Below are 23552 nucleotides of genomic sequence, written 5' to 3'. Positions count from 1 at the left end.
GGCTCCAGCGCGAGGAGCGACGTGACCGAGCCGACCCCCACCACGACCGCCTGGATCCGCCCGCCCGCGCTCGACCTGGTCGCCGGGATCGGCCGCGGCATGGGCGAGCTCGCCGAGCGGATGGGGATCCTCTGGCACGAGCTCGCCCCGCAGCACTCGGTGGCCTCGATGCCCGTCGAGGGCAACCGGCAGCCGGTCGGCATCCTGCACGGCGGCGCGCACGTCGTGCTCGCCGAGTCGATGGGCTCGATCGCGGCGAACGTGCACGCCGGCGCGGGCCGCCTGGCGATGGGCATCGAGCTGAACGCGAGCCACAGCCGGTCGGTCCACTCGGGCTTCGTGATCGCCACCTGCGACGCGATCCACCTGGGCTCCACCCTCACCACCCACGAGATCGTCGTGCGCGACCAGGAGGGGCGCCGCCTCTCCACCGTGCGGATCACCAACATCATCCGCGACGCCCGCTGACGGGAGCGGACGGGTCCCCCTCGCGGGAGCGGTGCGCGAGGACCGCGCCCAGGACCGCGACCGTCGTCGGGACCGCCCGTGCCTGCGAGCGACCGGGATCGATCGGTCGGCCGCGCCGCTCGGGGACCCGGCACCGCGGCGAGCGGCACTGTCAAGCGACGGCGCGCGACTGTGCCCGGTGGTGCCCGAAGGGCGACACTGAGCGGATGAGCCTTCGCCATCTCCTCAAGAGCCTCCCGTCCATGCCCTCCGAGCTGCCCTCGTTCGATGCGGAGGCGGCTCCGGCCGATCCTCTCGAGCTGTTCGCGCAGTGGCTCGAGGAGGCGAAGGACGCGGGGCAGCTCCTCCCCCACGGCGCCACGCTCTCCACCGCCTCCGACGACGGCACCGTCTCGGCGCGCGTGCTCGTGCTGCGCGAGATCGACGAGGCGGGCTGGGCGTTCTCCACCCATGCCACCAGCCCCAAGGGACGCGCCATGGAGGAGAACCCGCACGCCGCGCTGACCTTCTTCTGGCCGGTCCAGGGCCGTCAGGTCCGGGTCGAGGGCCGGGTCGAGCGCGCCTCCGCGCAGGAGTCGGCCGACGACTTCCGCCGCCGCTCCGAGGCCGCTCGCACCGCCCTGCTCGTCGGACGCCAGAGCGAGCCGATGCGCAGCGCGCAGGACTTCGGCCTCGTCACGCTCCAGACCAGCGTCGCCGTGGGCTGCTCGCCCGCGACGCTCGACCGGGAGTGGGCCGTCTACCGCGTCGTGCCCGAGCGCATCGAGTTCTGGCAGGGCTCGACCGCGCCGGAGCAGGATCACACCCGTCTCGAGTACCGCCCGGGAACGACGGAGGCGGGCGGCTCCCCGTGGGAGCGCACCCGCCTCTGGCCTTGAGTCGTGGGCCCTCGGGCCCGGCCTCGCGCTAGGCCTTCTTCGTGCTCAGCTGCTCGATGATCGCCTGCGCGACGTCGTGCATGGTGAGCCGGCGGTCCATGGAGGCCTTCTGGATCCAGCGGAACGCCTCGGGCTCGGTGAGCCCCATCTTCTCGTTGAGCAGGCCCTTGGCGCGGTCGACGAGCTTGCGGGTCTCGAAGCGCTCGACCATGTCGGCGACCTCGGCCTCGAGGGTGAGGATCTGGGCGTACCGCGAGAGGGCGATCTCGATCGCGGGCAGCAGGTCGTTGGGCGTGAAGGGCTTCACGACGTAGGCGAGCGCTCCTGCCTCGCTGGCGCGCTCGACGAGCTCCTTCTGGCTGAAAGCGGTGAGCAGGACGACGGGCGCGATGTGCGCCTTCGAGAGGCGCTCGGCCGCCGAGATGCCGTCGAGCTGGGGCATCTTGACGTCCATGATGACGAGATCGGGGCGCAGCTCGGTGGCGAGGGCCACAGCGGTCTCGCCGTCGCCGGCCTCGCCGACGACCTCGAAGCCGTTGTCGCGGAGGATCTCCACGATGTCGAGGCGGATGAGGGATTCGTCTTCGGCGACGACGACCCGACGGGGTGCGGTCGACGAGGGTTCCTGGTCAGTCACGCCGATGAGCCTACGGTATTCTCGACGGGCTGGTGATGAGCCGGTGTGGCGGAATGGCAGACGCGGGGCACTCAAAATGCTCTGTCCGAGAGGGCTTGTGGGTTCGAGTCCCACCACCGGTACCCGCCTGGTCGCGCGGTGCGCGCCTCCGCTCGCTAGCGTCGTCGGATGAGCACCGACCCCTGGCCCCTGTTCTCGCTGGAGCTGCGCACGCCGCGGCTCGAGCTGCATCCGGTCCGCGACGCCGACCTCGGCCCTCTCGCCGACGCGGCCCTCGCGGGCGTGCACGAGAGCGGCCGCTCGCCGTTCCCCTCCCCCTGGGCCGAGGCGCCGCCGGAGCGCCTACCCGGCGAGCTCGCCCGCTTCCACTGGTCGCAGCGCGCGCAGACGATGCGAGAGTCGTGGCGCGTCGCGTTCGCCGTGGTCGAGGACGGCCGGGTCGTCGGCTGCCAGGACGTGGTCGCCGAGTCCTTCGCCGCCACCCGCACCCTGACCTCGGGCTCGTGGCTCACCCGCTCGGCGCAGGGCCGCGGCCTCGGGCGGGAGATGCGCGCGGCCGTGCTCCTCCTCGCCTTCGACCACCTCGGAGCCGAGGTCGCCGAGAGCGCCGCTCTCGCCTGGAACACCCGCTCGATCCGGGTCTCGGAGGCCCTCGGCTACCGGCCGAACGGGACGCACCGGATCGTCGGTCCGGACGGTGCGCCGGTCGAGGAGCTGCGGTTCCGCGTCACACCGGAGACCCTGGTGCGGCCGGAATGGACGCTGGAGGTCTCGGGGATCGACGCCGCACGAGCGGTCCTCGTCCAGGACCCGCTCGGTCCGCCCTCCCCCGTCTGATTCACCAGAACATCGTGCCCGGCGAGCCCTTGAACGGACCGACCACGCGCGAGGTGATCCAGCCGCCGTAGAAGTCGCCCGGCTGCGGCTGGACCGTCTCGCCGTCGACGGTGCAGGAGTCCATCCGGCCGGGGTAGAGGGCGACCGTGGCGACGAGGGCCTCGAAGCCGTCCATCGGCTCGGGGTACGTCCAACCGGCCGCCTCCGCGACCGCTCCTCCTCCCCCGCGCACGGTGAGGTAGGAGGCCGCGCCCTTGAACTCGCAGATGCTGCGGCCGGGCGCGGGCTCGAGCGCCCCGGGCGCGAACGAGGACACGGGGAGGTAGTAGACGGGAGGGTGGCTCGTCTCGAGGACGCGGAGAGCGTCACGGGTCTCGGCGACGACGACGCCGCCCAGCCGCACGACCACGTGCTCGGTGGTGGTCTCGACCCTCGGGGGTCGCGGGTAGTCCCAGACGGATTCCTGGCCCTCGGCGGGCGGCACGCGCTTCATCCCGCTCACGCTACGCGGCGGGGAGCGGTGCTCCGGCGCCTCCCAGAGGATGCCCGGGCGGACACCGCGGCTCCGCAGATCCCCGCCGCCGGGACGCGCGGGGGCCCCGGTCGCGTAACGTCGTCCCTGCGGCGGAACCCCGAGCCCGCGCGCAGAAGGAATCCAGAGTGCCCACCGAATGCATCCACGGCCTCGACATCGCGCTCTGCGACGTCTGCACCCCGAAGAAGCTCCCCGAGCAGGTCGGCCGTGCCACCCGCGCCCCCGCGCGCGTGCCCGGGACCTCCCGTGCGGCCACCGCCCGCGCCGCCGCCCGCGGCACGGCGCGCGAGAAGCCCCTGCCGAAGGTCGACATCGCAGCGCAGCGGATCTACCACGTCACCCACCTCGACAACCTCGAGGCGATCGTCGCCGCCGGCGCGATCCTGGCGGACCAGCAGCTCCAGGAGCGCCCCGCGATCGACGTCAGCGCCGAGACCACCCGCGAGCACCGCCGTGCCGTGCAGGTGAAGGACGGCGTGAGCGTCGCCGGCTTCGTGCCCTTCTTCCTCTCCCCCGACGCCGCCCTCTGGGCCGACCTGCGCGGCGAGCGGGTCGCTCCGCACTGGTCGCCGAGCGCTCACGAGACCACGGCCTCGCAGTACGTCGTCCTGGTGGGCTCGCTCGCCTCCGCCCCGGTGCTGAGCGACGGCGACGCCTCCCACGTCCTCACGCGCTTCACCGAGGGCGACGCGCTCGTGCGCACCTTCGCGCGCCTCCTGGTCGACGAGCCGGCCCTGCGCAGCGCCGAGGCGCTCGTGCCCGAGCGCTTCCCGCTCGAGGGCGTCGCGACGGTCGGCGTGGCGTCGGTCGCCGCCCGCAACCGCGTCAAGGCTCTCTTCGAGGGGATCGACGCCTCTCCCCGCGTCGCCGTCTACCCGCCGTGGTTCCACCCGGTGGCCGAGGAGGAGTGACCCGGCGCTAGTCGGCCTCGAGGAGGTCGAGGCGGTCGGCCAGGTACCGGCGCAGCGGCATCAGTCCCTGCTCGCCCAGACCGGGCGCCCAGCGCACGAGCACCTCGGAGCCGCGCAGTGCCAGCGGCTCCTGGCCCGACTCGAGCGCTGCGGCGTCCAGCGCGAGGCGCCGACAGCCGTAGTTGACGATCTCGCCCTCCTGGAACGGACCGTCGAAGGCCGCGCGCCGGATCTCGCGGCGCGCCTCCTGCGACTCGGACTGGTTGTTGGCGTGCAGCGGAGCGACGGCACGAGTGACCGAGCCCGTCGCGAGGAGCTCGCCCTCGCGTCCGAGGAGCACCACGCCGAGGCGCCACGCGCGGGTCACCGGCGCCATCACCGGCTTGCGGCGGAAGCCGAGGATCGCGCGCGGCGTCCGCAGCTCGGCGACGGCCTGGTCGGCGATGCCGCGGGCGTCGAGCTCGGCGGAGACCTCGCGCAAGAGCGCGGCCAGATCGGCGGCGGCCTGCTCGGCCCCGGGTGCTGCGGGCAACGCTCCTCCTCGGCTCGTCCCGCCAGCCTACGGGCGCGGTGTGCACCGGCCTCCCCGCTCCGCACCGCTAGCATCGCCTGACGACACCGAGGAGGACGAGCGATGCGCGTCATCATGATGGGCCCGCCCGGCGTGGGCAAGGGCACTCAGGCGGCTGTGCTGTCGCGCGAGCTGGAGGTGCCGGCGATCTCCACCGGCGATCTGTTCCGCGCGCACGTCGCCGACGGCACCGACCTCGGACGGCGTCTGCGGGCGCTCGTGGAGGCCGGCGAGTACGTGCCGGACGAGCTGACGAACGCCCTGGTCGCCGAGCGCATCGCCGAGGAGGACGCCCGGGACGGGTTCATCCTCGACGGCTACCCGCGCACGCTCGCCCAGGTGGACGCGCTGGCGGAGCTCCTCGCGGAGCGGGGCACGCCGCTCTCGTGCGTCGTGTTGCTGACGGCCGACGCGGACGTGGTCCTCGAGCGGCTGCACGTGCGGGCGCAGGAGCAGGACCGCGCCGACGACGACCCCGAGGTGGTGCGGAACCGGATCGAGGTCTACGAGCGCGAGACGGCTCCTCTGGCGGAGGTCTACGACGAGCGCGAGCTCCTGGTGCGGATCGACGGCTCCGCCTCGCAGGACGAGGTCGCCGCGAGGATCATCGCGGCGTGCCGGCCCGAGTGAGCCGACCCGCCGCGACGCGGGGTCAGATCGCCGAGGCGAGGACCTCGTCGAGCTTGGCCGAGGCCTCCTCGTCGGTGCCCTTCAGGGCGAGCGAGAGCTCCGACACGAGGATCTGACGCGCCTTCAGGAGCATCCGCTTCTCGCCGGCCGAGACGCCGCCCGCCTGCTCGCGGCGCCACAGGTCGCGGACGACCTCGCTGACGCGGTACACGCTGCCGCTGGCCATCTTCTCCTGGTTGGCCTTGAAGCGGCGGGACCAGTTGCTGGCCTCCTCCGCGACGTCGCTGCGCAGGACGTCGTAGACCGCCTGGACTCCGGCGTCGTCGATGATCTCGCGGACGCCGACGAGCTCGGCGTTCTCGACGGGGAGGGTGATGGTGAGCTCGCTGGTGTGCACGTTCATCGTCATGAACGTCTTCTCGACGCCCTTGACCGAGCGCTTCTCGAGCCCGGTGATCGTCACCGCTCCGTGGTGCGGGTAGACCAGGGTCTCGCCGACCTCGAATGTCATCATGTCGTGCCTTTCGTCGTGGGGCGTGGTGGGAGTGAGGAGTCCAGGGGGCGCAGCGGCGCCGCGGCGAGCCAGGCCGGGAGCAGCGCGACGAGGTGCTCGACCAGCTCCTCGTCGGTGCCGTCGAGGGAGCCGGCGAGCCAGGCGCCGACCACGGAGAGGACGCCGCCGGCCGCGAAGACCGCGGTGAGCTCGGGGTCGACCGCTGCGGGGACGTCGACCCGCGCGAGCACCTCGCGGTGCAGGGCGAGCGCCGTGTCGAGCACGGCGTCGTCGGAGGCGACCCGGGCGGAGGCCCGCGCGCGGAGCCGGGCATGGAAGGCGTGGCGGTCGACCAGCCGCTCGACGAGCCGCGAGTAGCCGCGCTGCAGGGCGTCGGCTCCGGAGCGATCGGCGGGATCGCCCTCGGCGACGTCCGCGACCACGAGGTCCTGGCGGAGCAGCGCGGAGGCGACTCCCGCCGCGTCGTCGAAGTGGGCGTAGAACGAGCTGCGGCTGATCCCTGCCTCGCGCACGATGTCGCTCACGGCGATGCCCTCGGCCCTCTCGCCGTCGCTCTGCATGACGAGGCGCTCCACCGCGTCGAACACGCGGCGGCGGGTGCGCCGGGCTCGCGGATCGGCGGAGCCGGGCGCCGAGGGGGACTCCGCCGCGGGCACGGAGGCGAGGCGGGCGGGAGTCATCGACGTCAGTCTACCACTTCCCGGACAGGTGTACGGGAAGAGCGTCAGGCGCCGGTGCGCACCTGGTCGAGGCCGGCGATGCGGTCGATCGCGGCCTGCTCGCTCGGCGAGACCCGGCCGAGATACCGGCCCAGGAACACGAACAGCAGGCGGTTCGCCGTGATCGCGGGCCACCACGGGCGCCGGAGGCCCAGGAGCCTCCGCACCTCGGGGCTGAGCGAGGCGACCGCGCCGGCGAACAGCAGCGGGTAGACCACGCCCGCCTCGCCCGGCAGCCGGATGTCGCGGAGGAAGCCGACCGCCTCGTGCACGCGTGCGTCGGGCTTGAGCTCGCCCGCGAATCCGGCGAGCTGCGCGCGGAGCTCCGCGACGCTCTCGGGCGGATCCTCCACTCCGAGCAGCCGGCCGGAGGCGGCCCACTCGCGCACGTAGGCGTCGGGGCCGCCGGGGATCCGTCCGCCCCAGATCTCGTGGGCGCCGAGGAACGCGTCGGTGAAGGCGTCGTGCACCCAGAGCAGCAGGCGGGGGTCCTGCGCCGAGTAGGAGCGCTCACGCCCGCCGGCGTCCTCGTAGGAGCCGACGATCCGCTCGTGCACGCCGGTCACCCAGCGCGCCGCTCCGCTCGCCGCGGCGGTGTCGCCGAAGCTGGTGGTCAGGACCCAGCGGACCGTGTTGTCGAGGCGGCCCATCGGGTCCTCGCGGTAGCGGGAGTGGTCGTGCACACCGGCCATCGCTCCGGCGTGGAGGGTCTGCATGAGCAGAGCCCGCACTCCGGCGATCATCGTGGGCAGGCCGCCGTTGACCGCCCAGACCGCGCTGCCCGGTCCGAAGAGCCCGGCGTCGTCGCCCTTCTCGAGGGCCACGATCCAGTCGGCGCGGGGGCGGGGGCGGCGGCGTCTCATCCGCTCAGTGTGCGCTCGGATCCTGGGCCGCGCCTGGCCGTTCTGTCACCCTTCGTGGGGCCGTGGTCACTCGGCCAGCAGTTCGCGGACGTCGTCGGCCGACAGCGCCCGGGCGAAGAGCTCGCCCTCGTCGAGCACCGCCGTGCTGAGGCGGCCCTTGCGCTCCTGGAGGCGCACGATCTTCTCCTCGATCGTGTCCGTCGCCACCAGCCGGTACACGTTCACCCGCCGCTCCTGGCCGATGCGGTGCGCGCGGTCGACGGCCTGCGCCTCGGCCGCCGGGTTCCACCACGGGTCGAGGATGAAGACGTGGTCGGCCTCGGTGAGGGTGAGCCCGGTGCCGCCCGCCTTCAGGCTGATCAGGAAGACGGGCGCGGCTCCGGAGCGGAACTCCTCGATCACTCCCGCGCGGTCCCGCGTGGAGCCGTCGAGCTGCACGAACGGGATGCCGCGCCGGCGCAGCCGCTCTCCCGCCCGCTCCAGGTACGAGGTGAAGGTGCTGAAGACGAGGGCCCGACGGCCTTCCGCGATCACGTCGTCGAGCTGCTCGACGAGCACGTCGAGCTTCGCGGACGGGACGTGCCGGTAGGCCGGGTCGACCAGGGACGCGTCGAGCGCGAGCAGGCGCAGGAGGGTGAGCGATCGGAACACCGTGAAGCGCTGCCGGTCGAGGTCGTCGACCAGACCCAGGAGCTTCCGCCGCTCGCGCTGGAGGTAGCCGTCGTAGAGCACCCTGTGGGCGGGCGTCAGCGCGACCTCGATCGTCTGCTCCTGCTTCTCGGGGAGCTCCGGCGCCACCGCCTCCTTGGTGCGGCGGAGCAGGAACGGACGCAGTCGCCGGCGCAGTCTCTCGAGGCGGCGGCGCGCGCCCTCGGTGTGGCTGACGGTCCGTCCCTCGGACAGATCGGGCGAGGCGATGCCGACGGGCGCCTCCGCGTGCAGGATCGGCCGGGTGTACTCCTCGCGGAAGCGGCGCAGCGGCGGCAGGAGCCCGGGCGCCACCAGGGCGAGGACCGCCCAGAGCTCGTCGAGCGAGTTCTCCAGCGGTGTGCCGGTGAGCGCGAGCGTGACGGGCGCGCCGACCCCGCGGGCGGCCCGGTGCGTCTGCGAGGCGGGGTTCTTGACGAACTGGGCCTCGTCGAGGATCAGCGCCGACCACGTCCTCGCCGCCCAGCGCTCGCCGCCGAGGCGCAGGACCGCGTAGCTGGTGAGGACCACGTCCGCGTCGGCCGGGACCGCGTCGAGCGCGCCCTCCCGAGAGCTCGTGACGAGGTGGACGCGCAGGGCGGGCGCGAAGCGCTCGGCCTCCGAGCGCCAGCCCGGCACGACCGAGGTGGGGGCGACCACGAGGAACGGCGCGGGGCGGATCCCGGCGCGGCCCGCCTCCTCGACCGCATCGAGCATCATGGCCAGCGCCTGCAGGGTCTTGCCGAGGCCCATGTCGTCAGCCAGGATCCCGCCGAGCCCGTGACGGAGGCGGTGCACGAGCCAGGCGTAGCCCGCCCGCTGGTACGGGCGCAGCCGGGCGGTCAGGCCCTCCGGCGGCTCCACGTCCTCCGGCGACCCGGCGGCCAGCGCGGAGTCGAGCACGGCGCGCCACGCGTCGGAGGGGACGCTCTCGTCGGCGAGCTCCTCCAGCTCGTTCCACAACCCGGTCTGGTGCCGGCCGAGCCGCGGTCCCGTCTCCCACTCGTCGAGCTCGTCCGCCCGGGTCAGCAGCTCCCGGAGCCGGTCGAGGCCGGGGTGCGCGAGCGAGAGGTAGGAGTGGTCGACCAGGCGGATGCGGTCACCGCCCGCGGCCAGAGCGCGGAAGAGGGGCAGGAACGGCACGGTCGCGTCGCCGATCGTCACGACGACGCCGAGGTCGAACCAGTCGGCGCTCTCGGTGTCGACCGCGGTGATGGTGAGCGTGAGCGGTCCGGTCAGCAGGCGGTAGTCCGGGGCCACGCCCTCGCGCTCGATCCGGACCCCGCCGATCCCCTCCAGCTGCGGGAGCTGCTCCACCACGAACACCGCCGCCTCGGCCCCGCGCAGGACCGCGCTCGTCCCCGGCTCCGGCACGAGAGCGGACCCGGCCTCGCCGAGCACCGAGCGCACCCGGCGGAGCACCGCGCGCTCGAGAGCCGCGTCGGCCGTGCCGTCGAGCTCGCCTGCGCGATCGGGCGAGCGGCGCCAGTGCCAGCCCACTCCGACGGCTCGCCGCGGCTCGAACGAGACCGTGCAGACCAGGCGCGGGGGCTCCGGATCGTCCAGGACGAGGTCGACGCCCTCCTCGCGGACCGCGACGCGGCCGCGGAGGGCGGGGAGGTGCTCGCCGACGAACTCGGGCACGTCCTCCGCCGGGACCTCCGTCTCCTCGGGGTGGTCGAGGAGACGCAGCTCCTCGTCGTCGAAGGGCAGGGACGCGGGCGCGAGCAGGAGCGAGGACGGATCGCCGTCCTCGACCGCGTACACGCCGTGCCGGGCGACCGGACGCGCCGACTCGAGTGCGTGCTCCGCGCCGTCGATCCGCAGGACGGGCCGCAGCCGCAGGCCTCCCTCCTCCGCCGAGACCGTCACCGCCACATGGGCGGGACCGGCGAGGCGGACCGCGCCCTTCTCCGGGGCGAGCAGCGGGATCCCGACGGCCTGCGCCTGCTCGAGCAGCCGCCAGAGCAGCGGGCTCTCGTAGTCGTCGAGGTGGATCCAGTCGGGGTCCTGCCCGAGGTGGACGGTGCGCGTCGCGCGGTGCAGGGCCGCGAACTCGGCGAACCAGCGCTGATGAGCGGGGTCGAGCGAGAGCCGGTGGGTCTGGAAGTTCAGCGACTTCCAGGTCAGGGTGCTGCGGTTCCAGGCGCCCCCGCGCCCGCGGACGACGGGGCGGGTGGCCAGACGGTGGTCGCGGCGCTCGTCGGCGTCGTAGGTCTTCGCCGTGACGCGCTCGCTCGCCGGCGCCCGCCACGGATCGTCGGCCCGGCGCACCAGCCGGCGCAGCTCGAACTGCAGCCCGATCGGCGTGAGGACGGGCGGCGACTCGGCCTCGGCGGATCCGCTGAGCTCGCCGACGCGGGCGCGCCAGGAGGAGGGGGTCGACTCGGGAGGCACCGCCCCATGCTGCCACGCACCGCCGACAGCCCCCGCCCGCACCGCGTGACGGGCAGAATCGGAGGATGACCAGCAGCGACTCCCCCGCGCCCACCGTCCTCACCCTCGGCAGCGAGAGCCTGCGCCTCGCCCTGACGACCGCCGGGGCCGAGATGACGTCCCTCCGCGACGACGAGGGCCGCGAGTACCTGTGGCAGGCCGGCCCGGAGTGGCGCCGGCACGCTCCCGTCCTGTTCCCGATCATCGGGCGCCTCCCCGGCGACACGCTGCACCACGACGGCGCGGACCACCGGATGGGGCAGCACGGCTTCGCGCGGGACCGCGTCTTCGAGCTCGCGGGCGTCTCGGCGGACGAGGCGGTGTTCCGGCTCCGGAGCGACGACGCCACGCGCGCGGTGTTCCCCTTCGACTGGACGCTCCTCATCGCCTACGCCGTGACCGGCGCCTCGCTCCGGATCACCCAGACCGTCGAGAACAGGGGTCCCTCTCCGCTGGGCTTCTCGCTCGGCAACCACCCGGCCTTCGCGCTGCCGCTGCCCGAGGGCCGCGGCGAGCACCGCATCCGCTTCGCGCAGCCCGAGCCGGAGGGGTACCGCCGCGCTCCGGAGAACCTGCTGCTCGGGGCGCGCCACCCTGCGCCGCTCGAGGACGGGGTCCTGACGGTGGACGACGCGCACTTCGAGGAGGGCGTGATGATCTTCGACGAGCCGCGCCGGCGGACCCTCCGGCTCGAGGCCGACGGCGCTGCCCGCGCGATCGTCGTCGACACCGGGGACTTCGACGTGGTCGGCGTGTGGAAGCCGGTCGGGGCCCCGTTCGTCTGCCTCGAGCCGTGGCGGAGCGTCCCGACCCCCGAGGGCTGGGACGGAGACATCGTCGACAAGCCGCGCCAGATCGTCCTCGAGCCGGGCGGCCGGCGGTCGCTGTCCTACAGCATCGCGCTGAGCTGAACGTCCTCGCGCTGGATCTGCGCGTCGAGCAGCTCGAAGCGGCGGATGATCAGCCCCTCGCGGGTGGCCCAGGGGCAGATCACCAGGGTCTCGATGCCGAGGGCGTCCATGGCCGCCTCCGCGACGAGAGCGCCCGCGAGCAGCTGCGGAGCCCGCAGAGCGGAGACGCCGGGCAGCGCTGAGCGGTCGGCCGCGCTGATCGCGGCGAGGCGGGCGGACCACAGCCGGAGGTCGACCAGGTGCAGCTCGCGGCGCACCAGCGGACCGGCGGCGCTCGGAGCGGCGCCGGTGATCCGCGCCAGAGACCGGAAGGTCTTCGACGTGCCTGCGACCAGGTCCGGGCGCCCCAGGGCGAGGAAGCCGCGGACGGGCTCCGCGAGCACCTCGCGGGCGTGACGCCGGGCGGCCTTCACGCTCGTGGCCGAGGCGGGATCGCCGACCAGCAGGTCCCGCGTCACCCGCCCCGCTCCGAGCGGGACCGACACGGCGAGCTCGGGCACCTCGTCCACGCCCATCGAGAGCTCGAACGAGCCACCGCCGATGTCGAGGTCCAGGATCGAGCCCGCGCCCCAGCCGAACCAGCGGCGCACGGCGAGGAAGGTGGCCGAGGCCTCGGCCTCGCCGCCGAGCTCCTGGAGGTGCACGCCCGCCTCGGCGCGGACCCGGTCGAGGACCGCCGCGCCGTTGCCGGCCTCGCGGATCGCCGAGGTCGCGAACGCCAGCAGGTCCTCCGCGCGGTGCTCGCGGGCGACCTCGGCGGCCTCGGTCACGAACGCGATCAGCTCGCGCTGGCCACGCTCGGTGATCTCCCCCGCCTCATCGAGGTGCGCCACGAGAGCGAGGCTCCGCTTGTGCGAGCGGTAGGGCACCGGGCGGGCGCCGGGGTGCGCGTCGACGAGGAGCAGGTGGACCGTGTTGGAGCCGATGTCGAGCACGCCGAGTCGCATGGGTCCACGGTATCCGCCCGCGGAGGCGCGTCCCGCCACGCGGGCCGCCGGGGAACGCCGGAGGGCCCGGCCGCTCGCGCGACCGGGCCCTTCGGAGGGTGCTGGACTCAGTGGTCCCAGTTCTCGGCCCTGTCGGCCGAGCTGGACGAGCCGACGATGTGCACCCGCATGTCGTTCGTCGTGCCGGCGCGCCCGGGGGGCGATCCGGAGACGACGACCACGGTCTCACCCGCCTGGGCGAGGCCCTCGCGGAGCAGCACCGCGTCCACCTGCGCGAACATCGCGTCGGTGTGGTTGACGCGCGGCGTGACGAAGGACTGGACGCCCCAGTTCAGCGCCATGCGGCGGCGGACGGCCGGCTCGGGGGTGAAGCCGATGATCGGGATGCCGTGTCGCAGGCGCGTCATGCGGCGGACCGAGTCGCCCGACTCCGTGAACACGCAGAGGAACTTCGCCTCGACGAACTCCGCGACCTCGGCGGCGGCCAGCGTGACCGATCCGCCCTGGGTGCGGGGCTTGCTGCCCAGCGGGGGGATGCGCTCCAGACCGTGCTCCTCGGTGGACTCGACGATGCGGGCCATGGTCTGCACGGTGACGACGGGCCAGGCTCCGACGCTGGTCTCGCCCGAGAGCATGACCGCGTCCGCGCCGTCGAGGATGGCGTTCGCGACGTCCGAGGCCTCGGCCCGCGTGGGGCGGGGGCTCTCGATCATCGACTCGAGCATCTGGGTCGCGACGATGACCGGCTTCGCCCAGCGGCGGGCGAGCTCGACGGCGTGCTTCTGCACGATCGGCACCGCCTCGAGGGGCAGCTCGACGCCGAGGTCGCCGCGGGCGACCATGATGCCGTCGAAGACGTCGATGATCTCCTGCAGGTTGTCGACCGCCTGCGGCTTCTCGATCTTGGCGATGACGGGAGCCTTGCGGCCCTCCTCCGCCATGATCTCGTGCACGCGCTCGATGTCGCTGGCGTTGCGCACGAAGGAGAGGGCGATGATGTCGGCGCCGAGACGGATCGCCCAGCGGAGGTCGTCCTCGTCCTTCTGGGAGAGGGCGGGGACGTTGACCGCGACACCGGGCAGGTTGATGCCCTTGTTGTTCGAGACGTTGCCGGGGACGACGACCTCGGTGACGACCCGGGGGCCCTCGACGGCGGTGACGCGGACAGCGACCTTGCCGTCGTCGATGAGGAGCATGTCGCCCGGGTTCACGTCGTCCGGGAGGCCCTTGAACGTGGTGCCCGAGAGCTCGCGCGTGCCGAGGACGTCCTCGGTGGTGATGGTGAAGACGTCGCCCTCGGCGAGGGCGTACGGGCCGCCCTCGAACTTGCCGAGGCGGATCTTCGGACCCTGCAGGTCGACGAGGATCGCGACCGCGCGCCCGGCGTCGTCCGCGGCCTTCCGCACGATGCGGTAGATGCCTTCGTGGACGTCGTAGCTTCCGTGACTGAGGTTCATGCGGGCCACGTCCACGCCGGCGTCGATGATCGCACGAATGGTCTCGTACGACGACGTTGCCGGGCCGAGGGTGGCGACGATTTTCGCTCGTCTCATTGAGGGGGTGCTCCGTTGTTCTGCGCCCGGAGGCGCGTCGTTAGCGGGGAGGGTGAGCTGATTGCTGGCGGGCCGAGACTATCGCGTCCCGGGGACTAGAGCGTGAAGCCCCGGTCGTCGGGGCCGACCGGCGCCGGCAGCTGGGTCGTGCCCTCGAGGTAGCGGTCGACCTCGGCCGCGACGGAGCGGCCCTCGGCGATCGCCCAGACGATCAGGGACTGGCCGCGCCCGGCGTCGCCGGCCACGAAGACGCCGGGGACGGTCGTCTCGAAGGCGTCACCGCGCGCGACGTTGCCGCGCTCGGTGAAGGGGACGTCGAGCTGGCGGCCGAGGTGGTCCGCCTCCGGGCCGGTGAAGCCGAGGGCGAGCAGGACCAGGTCGGCCGGGATCTCGCGCTCGGTGCCCGCCTTGGGGACGCGGCGCCCGTCGAGGTACTCGGTCTCGGCCACGCGCACCGCGCGGACCTCGCCACCCTCGTTCGCGAGGAACTCCACGGTCGACGCGAGGAACATCCGCTCCCCGCCCTCCTCGTGGGCGCTCGAGACCTCGAACACGGTCGGGTCCATCGGCCAGGGCTGGCTGTCCGGGCGCTGCGACGGCGGCTGCTGCCCGATCGCCAGGTTCGTGACCGACGCGGCCTTCTGGCGGTGGGCGGTGCCGATGCAGTCCGCTCCGGTGTCGCCTCCGCCCAGGACGACGACGTGCTTGCCCTCGGCCGAGATCTGCTCGAAGACGCGGTCGCCCGCGATCGCGCGGTTCGACTGCACGAGGTACTCCATCGCGAAGTGCACGCCGTCGAGGTCGCGACCCGGGATCGGCAGGTCGCGCGGCACGAGAGCACCGGTGGCGACCACGACCGCGTCGTAGCGCGCCCGCAGGTCGTCCCAGGTGATGTCGGAGCCGATGTCGACGCCCGCGCGGAACCGCGTGCCCTCGGCCTTCATCTGGTTCAGGCGCAGCTCGAGGTGCTTCTTCTCCATCTTGAAGTCCGGGATCCCGTAGCGCAGGAGACCGCCGATGCGGTCGTCGCGCTCGTAGACCGCGACGGTGTGCCCGGCGCGGGTGAGCTGCTGAGCGGCGGCGAGCCCCGCCGGGCCGGAGCCGACGACCGCGACGGTCTTGCCGGTCAGGCGCTCCGGCGGGTGCGGCTGCACCCAGTCGTTGCCGAAGGCCTGATCGATGATCGAGACCTCGATCTGCTTGATCGTGACGGCGGGCTGATTGATGCCGAGCACGCAGGACGACTCGCACGGCGCCGGGCAGAGCCGGCCCGTGAACTCCGGGAAGTTGTTCGTCGCGTGCAGGCGCTCGATCGCCTGGCGGCCCTCGCCGCGCCACATCAGGTCGTTCCACTCGGGGATCAGGTTCCCCAGCGGGCAGCCCTTGTGGCAGAACGGGATGCCGCAGTCCATGCAGCGGCCCGCCTGCCGGCGCAGCACGGCGGAGTCGCCCTGCTCGTAGACCTCTTTCCAGTCCATCAGGCGGACGGACACGGGACGCCGCTTGGGCAGCTCCCGGTCCTGCACCTTCAGGAACCCCTTGGGATCAGCCACCGGTCACCTCCAGAATCCGTCCCCAGACGACGTCGCCGTCGGGGTCGAGCCCCTCCTCCACAGCGGATGCGCGCGTCGCGAGCACCGCGGCGAAGTCGCGGGGCAGTACCTTGACGAAACGCGAGACCGTTCCGTCGAAATCGTCGAGCATCCCCTGGGCCAGGGTCGACTCGGTCTCCGCGACGTGCCGCTCGAGCAGGTCGCGAAGGATCTCCACGTCGGCGCTGCCGAGCTCGGAGAGGGTCAGCTCGCCGGAGGCGATCGCGTCGCGGTTCACGAGCTCGCGGCGCAGGCCGTGGATGTAGGCCGTGCCGCCCGACATGCCGGCGCCGAGGTTCCGCCCGGTCTCGCCGAGGATCACCGCCAGGCCGCCGGTCATGTACTCGAGCGCGTGGTCGCCCACTCCCTCGACCACCGCGGTGGCGCCGGAGTTGCGGACCAGGAAGCGCTCGCCGACCATCCCGCGGATGAACATCGTGCCCTGGGTCGCCCCGTAGCCGATCACGTTGCCCGCGATCACGTTCGTCGAGGCGTCGAAGGTGCTGCGGCGGTCCGGCCGCACCACGATCTGGCCGCCCGAGAGGCCCTTGCCGACGTAGTCGTTGGAGTCTCCCTCGAGCCGCAGCGTGATGCCGGCGGGGAGGAACGCTCCGAGCGACTGCCCGGCCGAGCCGCGGAGCGACACGACGATGGAGTCGGCCGGCAGGCCGTTCTCGCCGAATCGGACGGTGACCTCGTGGCCCAGCATGGTGCCGACGGCGCGCTCGGTGTTCTTGATCTCGCGCTCGATCCGCACGGTGCCGCGGTGGTCGAGCACGTTCGCCGCGATGCGGATCAGCTCGTTGTCGAAGTGGTGCTCGAGCTCGTGCTCCTGCGCGCGGCCGTGGCGGCGCGGCTCCTCCGCCGTGAAGACCGGTCCGACGAGGATCGGCGTCAGGTCGAGCCCGCTCGCCTTCCAGTGCTCGATCGCCTGGTCGACGTCGAGCAGCTCGCGGTGGCCGACGATCTCGTCGACGCTCCGGAAGCCGAGTTGCGCGAGGTATTCGCGCACCTCCTGGGCGATGAACTCGAAGAAGTTGACGACGAACTCGGGCTTGCCGGAGAACCGCTGGCGCAGCTCCGGGTTCTGCGTCGCGACGCCCACCGGGCAGGTGTCGAGGTGGCAGACGCGCATCATGATGCAGCCCTCGACGATCAGCGGGGCCGTCGCGAAGCCGAACTCCTCGGCTCCGAGCAGCGCGCCGATGACGACGTCGCGACCGGTCTTCATCTGGCCGTCGACCTGCACGACCACGCGGTCGCGCATGCCGTTGAGCATCAGCGTCTGCTGGGTCTCGGCCAGGCCGAGCTCCCAGGGCGTGCCCGCGTGCTTGAGCGAGTTAACCGGGCTCGCGCCGGTGCCGCCGTCGTGACCCGAGACGAGGATCACGTCGGCGAGGGCCTTCGCGGTGCCGGCGGCGACCGCTCCGATGCCCGACTGGCTGACCAGCTTCGCGTGGATGCGCGCCGACGGGTTCGCCCGCTTGAGGTCGAAGATCAGCTGCTTGAGGTCCTCGATCGAGTAGATGTCGTGGTGCGGCGGCGGCGAGATCAGGCCGACACCGGCGGTCGCGTGCCGGGTGCGCGCGATCCACGGGTACACCTTCGTGGGCGGAAGCTGACCGCCCTCGCCGGGCTTGGCGCCCTGGGCGAGCTTGATCTGGATGTCGTCGGCGTGGGTGAGGTACATGCTCGTGACGCCGAAGCGGCCCGAGGCGACCTGCTTGATCGCGGAGCGGCGCTCCGGGTCGAGCAGCCGCTCGGTGTCCTCGCCGCCCTCGCCCGTGTTCGACTTGGCGCCGAGGCGGTTCATCGCGATGGCGAGCGTCTCGTGCGCCTCCGGCGAGATGGAGCCGTAGCTCATCGCGCCCGTCGAGAAGCGCTTGACGATCGCCTCGACCGGCTCGACCTCGTCGATCGGGATCGGCGTGCGCCCCGCGGTGTCGAGCTTGAACATGCCGCGGAGGGTCATCAGCGAGCTCGCCTGGTCGTCGACCATCTTCGTGTACTCGCGGAAGACGTCGTAGCGGCGGTTGCGCGTCGAGTGCTGCAGGCGGAACACCGTGTCCGGGTTGAACAGGTGCGGGGCGCCGTCGCGGCGCCACTGGTACTCGCCGCCGACCGCCAGGCGCTCATGGGCGACGATCGCGCCGTCCTCGGGATAGGCGGCGCGGTGACGCGCGGCGTTCTCCTCGGCGACGACGTCGATGCCGATGCCGCCGAGCTTCGAGACGGTGCCGGTGAAGTACTGGTCGACGAACGCCTGGCTGAGGCCGACGGCCTCGAAGGTCTGCGCCCCGGCGTAGCTCGACACGGTGGAGATGCCCATCTTGGACATGATCTTCAGCACGCCCTTGCCGAGCGCCTTGATCACGTTCTTCACGGCCTTCTCCGGCGAGACGTCCGACAGCATGCCGCTGCGGACGAGGTCCTCACAGGTCTCCATCGCCAGGTACGGGTTGACCGCGGAGGCGCCGTAGCCGATGAGCGTCGCCACGTGGTGCACCTCGCGGACGTCGCCCGCCTCGACCACGAGCCCCACTCGCATCCGGTTCTCGGTGCGGATGAGGTGGTGGTGCACGGCGGCGAGCATCAGCAGCGACGGGATCGGCGCGAGGTCCTTGGTGGAGTCGCGGTCCGAGAGCACCAGGAACTGCGCTCCCGCGGCGATGGCCTCATCGGCCTCGTCGCACATCTCGTCGATGCGGTCCTGCATCGCGCGGGGTCCAGCGTCGACGCGGTACAGGCCGCGGATCGTCGTGGTGATGTGGCTCAGCGGGCGCGGCGCGATGTGCTGGATCTTCGCGAGCTCGTCGTTGTCGATGACCGGGAAGTCGAGGACGACCTGGCGCGCGTGCTCGGCACCGGCGGTCAGCAGGTTGCGTTCGGGGCCGAGGCCCAGGCGGAGCGAGGTCACGACCTCCTCGCGGATCGAGTCCAGCGGCGGGTTCGTCACCTGCGCGAAGGCCTGCGTGAAGTAGTCGAAGAGCAGGCGGGGGCGCTTGGACAGGACGGCCACGGGAGTGTCCGAGCCCATCGCTCCGAGCGGCTCCGCACCGGCGCGCGCCATCGGCAGCAGGAGGAGGCGGACCTCCTCCTCGGTGTAGCCGAAGGTGCGCTGGCGGCGGTTGACCGAGGCCGGCGTGTGCACGATGTGCTCGCGCTCGGGGAGGTCCTTGAGGTTGATGCGGCCCTTCTCGAGCCACTCCTCGAACGGACCGGAGGCGGCGAGCTGCCCCTTGATCTCCTCGTCCTCGACGATGCGGCCCTGCTCGGTGTCGACCAGGAACATGCGGCCGGGCTGCAGGCGTCCCTTGCGGACGACCTTCGCGGGGTCGATGTCGAGCACGCCGATCTCGCTGGCGAGCACCACGAGCCCGTCGTCGGTGACGACGTAGCGGCCGGGACGGAGCCCGTTGCGGTCGAGGGTGGCGCCGACGAGCTCGCCGTCGGTGAAGACGATCGCGGCCGGGCCGTCCCACGGCTCCATGAGCATCGAGTGGTACTCGTAGAACGCGCGGCGCTTCGGGTCGAGCGCGCCGTCCTGGTTCTCCCAGGCCTCCGGCACCATCATCATGACCGCGTGCGGGAGCGACCGGCCGGCCAGGTTGAGCAGCTCGACGGTCTCGTCGAACGAGGCGGAGTCGCTGCGGCCGGGCGAGACGATCGGGAACAGCGGAGCCAGGTCGCCCAGCTCGCGGCTCTTCAGCTGGGACTGGCGCGCGCGCATCCAGTTGCGGTTGCCCTGCACCGTGTTGATCTCGCCGTTGTGCGCGATCATCCGGAACGGCTGAGCGAGCGGCCACGACGGGAAGGTGTTGGTGGAGTACCGGGAGTGCACCAGCGCGAGCTTCGACGCGAAGCGCTCGTCGGACAGGTCCGGGTAGAACGGCTCCAGCTGGAGCGTCGTCACCATGCCCTTGTAGACGAGCGTGCGGCTCGAGAGCGACATGAAGTAGACCTCGAGCTCGCGCTCGACGCGCTTGCGCAGGCGGAAGGTCAGGCGGTCGAGGCGCACGGAGGAGAGGGGCGTGCCGCTCTCGTCGGTCAGCTCGCTCCGGATGAACAGCTGCTCGATCGCCGGCATGGCGGCCCGGGCGAGCGTGCCGATCTCGTCGGGCTGCACGGGCACGGAGCGCCAGCCGACCACGGCGAGGTTCTCCTCGCGGGCGATGTCGGAGATCGTCGACTTGACCCGCTCGCGCTCGAACACGTCCACCGGGAGGAAGGCGTTGCCCACCGCGTACTGGCCCAGCGGCGGGAGCTCGAAGGGAGCGACCGCGCGGAGGAACTCGTCCGGGATCTGCGTGATGATCCCCGCGCCGTCGCCCGTTCCCGCGTCGGAGCCGACGGCGCCGCGGTGCTCGAGGTTGCGCAGCGCGTTCAGCGCGGCGTCGATGATGTCGTGGCCGGCGGTGCCGCGCATGGTGGCGACCATCGCGAGACCGCACGCGTCCTTCTCGGCGGCCGGGTCGTACATCCCCTGCGCCGGCGGCATGCCCAGGAAGGGCACGGCGCGGGCCGGGGTCGAGGGCTGGGCGGAGGCCATGGGAACCGTCCTCACGGGGGTGATGGCTGATCGGGACGTCGCTGGCCCGCGGTGGTGGAGGAGGAGCGGCTCCCCGATCGGGAGGGCCGCAGGGTTCTGCCGTGGCGCGAGCGTCGCGCGCCGTCGGCGGTGCCTGCACGACGACCCGCCCGCGGCAGCGCTCGTGGCTGCGCCGCGATGGGGCGGTCGTGGAGGTGTCGGGCACCCGGGAGGCGGTCGCGGAGGCTCCGCGACCTCCGTCAGGTGCGGGAGACCGTCGGCTTCTCGGCGTCGGTGCCGGAAGCAGGGGTGGTGGTGTCGTCGGAGTCGGACTCGACGTCCTCGAATTCTACCGCAGCCGGGGCGGGCGTCCACTCGCGACCCGGCCGGTAGGCCGAGGGCTCGGCACCCGGGTGCTCGCGCTTCTGGATCACCACGAGGACCAGGCCGATGACCACGGCGATGAGCGCGGCCCAGACGTTGGTGCGGATGCCCCAGAAGAACTCGCTCGGGTCGATCCGGATGGACTCGAACCAGACGCGGCCGATCCCGTACCAGATCAGGTAGGCGGCGAAGACGGTGCCCCACTGCAGCTTGAGACGGCGCTCGAGCAGGAGGATGACCGCGATGCCGACGACGTTCCAGAGGATCTCGTAGAGGAAGGTCGGGTGGAAGAGCGTGCCCGCCGGGAGGCCGACGGGGAAGGCAGGGTTGGTGGTCTCGATCTCGAGGCCCCAGGGCAGGGTCGTGGGCAGGCCGAAGAGCTCGTGGTTGAACCAGTTGCCCAGACGCCCGAGCGCCTGCGCGGCGAGCATGCCGGGGGCGAGGGCGTCGGCGAAGGTCCAGAACCGCACTCCTGTCCAGCGGCAGCCGATGAACGCGCCGACCGCGCCTCCGATCAGCCCGCCGAAGATGGCGTTGCCGCCGTTCCAGATGCGGACGACCTCCCACGGGTCGGCGCCGTCGTAGAAGTAGTCGCCGGGGTGGGTGAGCACGTGGTAGGCGCGGGCGCCGACGATGCCGAGCGGCACGGCCCAGATGATGATGTCGAGCACGACCCACGGCTCCGCCCCGCGGCGCTTGAGGCGCTGGTTCGTCATGATCGTCGCCACGATGATCCCCGCGAGGATGCAGAGCGCGTAGGTGTGGATCGCGAGCGTGAAGGTGCCGATCGTGAGGTCGTACTGACTCCACGCGTCGGGGGGGCTCGGAATGCTCAGCGGTACGGACACCGGTACTCGACCTTTCGAAGGAGGGGGTCCCCCGGGCACGGCTCGGCCGCGCCCCGGTGGGCATCCCGATTGTAGCGGGAGGGTGTCAGCGCGCGGAGCGCAGGCGGGTGCCCTCGGCGAGGCCGCGGGAGGTCTCGGCGACCGCGTCGACCCCGCCGGACGCCAGTGCCCGCACCAGGGCGGATCCGACGATGGCGCCGTCCGCGTAGGCGAGGATCTCGGCGACCTGCTCGCCGGTCGAGATGCCCAGGCCGACGCACGCGCTCTCGGAGCCGGCGGCGCGGAGGCGGTCGACCAGGGTGCGGGCCGCGGAGTCGACGTCGGTGCGCGCGCCGGTGATGCCCATCGTCGAGACCGCGTAGACGAATCCACGGCTCGAGTCGACGGCCTGGCGCAGGCGCGTGTCCGTCGAGGACGGCGCCGCGAGGAACACGCGGTCGAGTCCGAGCCGCTCGGAGACGGCGAGCCACTCGGCGCCCTCGTCCGGGATCAGGTCGGGCGTGATGAGGCCGGACCCGCCGGCCTCGGCCAGATCGGTGGCGAAGCGCTCGACCCCGTACTGCAGGACGGGGTTGTAGTAGGTCATCACCAGGACCGGCACGTCGACGCGCGCCCGGATCTCGCGGACGGCCTCGAAGCCGTGGCGGAGGCGGAAGCCGCCCGCGATGGCGGCCTGGGTCGCCTCCTGGATGACGGGTCCGTCCATCACCGGATCGGAGTAGGGCAGGCCCAGCTCGATCGCGTCGACGCCGTTCTCGGCCATGGCCACGGCGGCGTCGATGCTGGTCGGCAGGTCGGGGAAGCCGACGGGGAGGTAGCCGATCAGGGCGCCCGCCGCCTCCTCGTTCCGGCGCCGGACGGTCTCGGCGACGCTCGGTCCGCGGCCGCTCACGACTGCACCGCGCCCTGGTCCATGAGGCCGAAGTAGTGCGCAGCGGTCGTCATGTCCTTGTCGCCGCGGCCCGAGAGGTTGACCAGGATGGTGGCCTCGGGGCCGAGCTCGCGCCCGAGCTCCAGCGTGCCGGCCAGCGCGTGCGCGGACTCGATCGCGGGGATGATCCCCTCGGTGCGACTGAGCAGCATGAGCGCGTCCATCGCGGCCGAGTCGGTGACCGCGCGGTAGTCGGCGCGGCCGATGCTCGAGAGCCACGCGTGCTCCGGGCCGATGCCCGGGTAGTCGAGGCCGGCCGAGATCGAGTGCGACTCGACGGTCTGGCCGTCCTCGTCCTGGAGGAGGAAGCTGCGGGCACCGTGCAGGACGCCGGGGCGGCCCTTGCTGATGGTCGCCGCGTGGCGGGGGGTCTCGATCCCGTCGCCGCCGGCCTCGAAGCCGACGAGGCGGACCTCGGGGTCGTCGAGGAAGGCGTGGAAGATCCCCATCGCGTTGGAGCCGCCGCCGACGCAGGCGGTGACCGCGGTAGGCAGCGAGCCGGTCAGCTCGAGGACCTGCTCGCGCGCCTCCTCGCCGATGATCTTCTGGAAGTCGCGGACGAGGGCCGGGAACGGGTGCGGGCCCGCGACGGTGCCGAAGATGTAGTTCGTGGTGCCGACGTTCGTCACCCAGTCGCGCATCGCGTCGTTGATCGCGTCCTTGAGGGTGCGCGAGCCGGTCGTCACGGGGATCACCTCGGCGCCGAGCAGGCGCATGCGGGCGACGTTGAGGGCCTGGCGCTCGGTGTCGACCTCGCCCATGTAGACCACGCAGTCGAGGCCGAACAGGGCGGCGGCCGTGGCGGTCGCGACGCCGTGCTGGCCCGCTCCCGTCTCGGCGATGACGCGGGTCTTGCCGATCCGCTTGGTGAGCAGCGCCTGGCCCAGCACGTTGTTGATCTTGTGCGAGCCGGTGTGGTTGAGGTCCTCGCGCTTGAGGATGATCCGCGCACCGCCGGCGTGCTCGGCGAACCGCGGCACCTCGGTGATGATCGACGGACGGCCGGTGTAGCTGCGGTGCAGCTCCATCAGCTCGGCCGCGAACGCGGGGTCGACCTTCGTGCGCTCGTACTCGGCGCTCAGCTCGTCGAGGGCCTCGACGAGGGACTCGGGGACGTAGCGTCCGCCGAACTCGCCGAAGTAGGGGCCGAGTTCATCCCGGAGTGCCATGGG

The 23552-nt window shown here is 72.6% G+C and carries 20 protein-coding genes and 1 tRNA gene; 7 read left to right on the top strand and 14 right to left on the bottom strand.

The window, feature by feature from the left end:
• The first annotated feature begins 21 nt into the window (after positions 1–21).
• Positions 22–468, top strand: a complete 447-nt coding sequence (locus tag C5C27_RS00790) for a PaaI family thioesterase (protein WP_374953878.1) — start codon at positions 22–24, stop codon at positions 466–468.
• Positions 469–674: 206 nt separating this feature from the next.
• Positions 675–1346: a pyridoxal 5'-phosphate synthase gene (locus tag C5C27_RS00785; RefSeq protein WP_104232645.1), complete on the top strand. Its 672-nt coding sequence runs from the start codon at positions 675–677 to the stop codon at positions 1344–1346.
• Between the two features lie 28 nt (positions 1347–1374).
• On the opposite strand, the gene C5C27_RS00780 is transcribed toward C5C27_RS00785, so the two are convergent.
• Positions 1375–1983, bottom strand: coding sequence for an ANTAR domain-containing response regulator (locus C5C27_RS00780; protein WP_104221889.1), 609 nt, complete (start codon positions 1981–1983; stop codon positions 1375–1377).
• Between the two features lie 39 nt (positions 1984–2022).
• Here C5C27_RS00780 and C5C27_RS00775 point away from each other — a divergent pair.
• A tRNA-Leu gene (locus C5C27_RS00775) sits at positions 2023–2105 on the top strand.
• Positions 2106–2151: 46 nt separating this feature from the next.
• A complete protein-coding gene (locus tag C5C27_RS00770; protein ID WP_104313207.1) occupies positions 2152–2820 on the top strand; it encodes a GNAT family N-acetyltransferase in 669 nt (222 codons plus the stop codon).
• A gap of 1 nt (position 2821) precedes the next feature.
• Here C5C27_RS00770 and C5C27_RS00765 read toward each other — a convergent pair whose 3' ends face one another.
• On the bottom strand, positions 2822–3313 hold the full coding sequence (locus C5C27_RS00765; protein WP_104313206.1) for a DUF427 domain-containing protein: 492 nt from the start codon (positions 3311–3313) through the stop codon (positions 2822–2824).
• A 167-nt stretch (positions 3314–3480) separates the two neighbouring features.
• Here C5C27_RS00765 and C5C27_RS00760 point away from each other — a divergent pair, with 167 nt between their 5' ends.
• On the top strand, positions 3481–4266 hold the full coding sequence (locus C5C27_RS00760) for a DarT ssDNA thymidine ADP-ribosyltransferase family protein (protein ID WP_104221883.1): 786 nt from the start codon (positions 3481–3483) through the stop codon (positions 4264–4266).
• Positions 4267–4273: 7 nt separating this feature from the next.
• Here the strand turns inward: C5C27_RS00760 and C5C27_RS00755 are convergent, their stop codons facing one another.
• Complete coding sequence (locus C5C27_RS00755; protein WP_104313202.1) at positions 4274–4798, bottom strand: hypothetical protein; 525 nt, start codon at positions 4796–4798, stop codon at positions 4274–4276.
• A gap of 102 nt (positions 4799–4900) precedes the next feature.
• Between C5C27_RS00755 and C5C27_RS00750 the strand changes: the two genes are divergently transcribed.
• Entirely contained in the window at positions 4901–5467 is a 567-nt protein-coding gene (locus C5C27_RS00750) for an adenylate kinase (protein WP_104313200.1), read from the top strand.
• Positions 5468–5489: 22 nt separating this feature from the next.
• On the opposite strand, the gene C5C27_RS00745 is transcribed toward C5C27_RS00750, so the two are convergent.
• The 4 genes from C5C27_RS00745 to C5C27_RS00730 form a co-directional block, all read right to left on the bottom strand.
• Complete coding sequence (locus C5C27_RS00745) at positions 5490–5978, bottom strand: CarD family transcriptional regulator (RefSeq protein WP_068257183.1); 489 nt, start codon at positions 5976–5978, stop codon at positions 5490–5492.
• Positions 5978–6661 carry a TetR/AcrR family transcriptional regulator gene (locus C5C27_RS00740; protein ID WP_104237497.1) on the bottom strand — a complete coding sequence of 228 codons (684 nt, stop codon included), beginning with the start codon at positions 6659–6661 and terminating at the stop codon, positions 5978–5980. Before C5C27_RS00740 ends, C5C27_RS00745 begins: the two co-directional genes overlap by 1 nt.
• A gap of 44 nt (positions 6662–6705) precedes the next feature.
• A complete protein-coding gene (locus tag C5C27_RS00735; protein WP_104263169.1) occupies positions 6706–7563 on the bottom strand; it encodes an oxygenase MpaB family protein in 858 nt (285 codons plus the stop codon).
• Positions 7564–7629: 66 nt separating this feature from the next.
• Positions 7630–10647, bottom strand: a complete 3018-nt coding sequence (locus tag C5C27_RS00730) for a DEAD/DEAH box helicase (RefSeq protein WP_104313198.1) — start codon at positions 10645–10647, stop codon at positions 7630–7632.
• 65 nt (positions 10648–10712) lie between these two features.
• On the opposite strand from C5C27_RS00730, the gene C5C27_RS00725 reads away from it, so the two are divergent.
• Positions 10713–11597, top strand: coding sequence for an aldose 1-epimerase family protein (locus tag C5C27_RS00725; protein ID WP_104313196.1), 885 nt, complete (start codon positions 10713–10715; stop codon positions 11595–11597).
• Here the strand turns inward: C5C27_RS00725 and C5C27_RS00720 are convergent.
• The 7 genes from C5C27_RS00720 to trpB form a co-directional block, all read right to left on the bottom strand.
• Positions 11576–12544, bottom strand: coding sequence for an exopolyphosphatase (locus tag C5C27_RS00720; RefSeq protein WP_104313194.1), 969 nt, complete (start codon positions 12542–12544; stop codon positions 11576–11578). The genes C5C27_RS00725 and C5C27_RS00720 overlap by 22 nt on opposite strands.
• Before the next feature lie 107 nt (positions 12545–12651).
• Positions 12652–14097 carry a pyruvate kinase gene (gene pyk, locus C5C27_RS00715; protein WP_104221869.1) on the bottom strand — a complete coding sequence of 482 codons (1446 nt, stop codon included), beginning with the start codon at positions 14095–14097 and terminating at the stop codon, positions 12652–12654.
• 95 nt (positions 14098–14192) lie between these two features.
• Positions 14193–15650, bottom strand: a complete 1458-nt coding sequence (locus C5C27_RS00710) for a glutamate synthase subunit beta (RefSeq protein ID WP_104232655.1) — start codon at positions 15648–15650, stop codon at positions 14193–14195.
• Positions 15643–20238 (bottom strand): glutamate synthase large subunit, encoded by a 4596-nt coding sequence (gltB, locus tag C5C27_RS00705; protein ID WP_104313192.1) that lies wholly within the window; start codon positions 20236–20238, stop codon positions 15643–15645. Before gltB ends, C5C27_RS00710 begins: the two co-directional genes overlap by 8 nt.
• 239 nt (positions 20239–20477) lie before the next feature.
• Complete coding sequence (gene lgt / locus C5C27_RS00700) at positions 20478–21449, bottom strand: prolipoprotein diacylglyceryl transferase (RefSeq protein WP_258059820.1); 972 nt, start codon at positions 21447–21449, stop codon at positions 20478–20480.
• Positions 21450–21534: 85 nt separating this feature from the next.
• Complete coding sequence (trpA, locus tag C5C27_RS00695) at positions 21535–22341, bottom strand: tryptophan synthase subunit alpha (RefSeq protein ID WP_104232657.1); 807 nt, start codon at positions 22339–22341, stop codon at positions 21535–21537.
• Positions 22338–23549 carry a tryptophan synthase subunit beta gene (gene trpB, locus C5C27_RS00690; RefSeq protein WP_104225310.1) on the bottom strand — a complete coding sequence of 404 codons (1212 nt, stop codon included), beginning with the start codon at positions 23547–23549 and terminating at the stop codon, positions 22338–22340. The genes trpA and trpB overlap by 4 nt, the downstream gene beginning before the upstream one ends.
• Positions 23550–23552: the final 3 nt, after the last annotated feature.

The sequence above is a fragment of the Rathayibacter sp. AY2B7 genome, assembly GCF_002931635.1.
GTDB lineage: Bacteria > Actinomycetota > Actinomycetes > Actinomycetales > Microbacteriaceae > Rathayibacter.
Note: the sequence above shows the minus strand (reverse complement) of the source record. Positions and strands in the feature narration are given on the sequence as shown.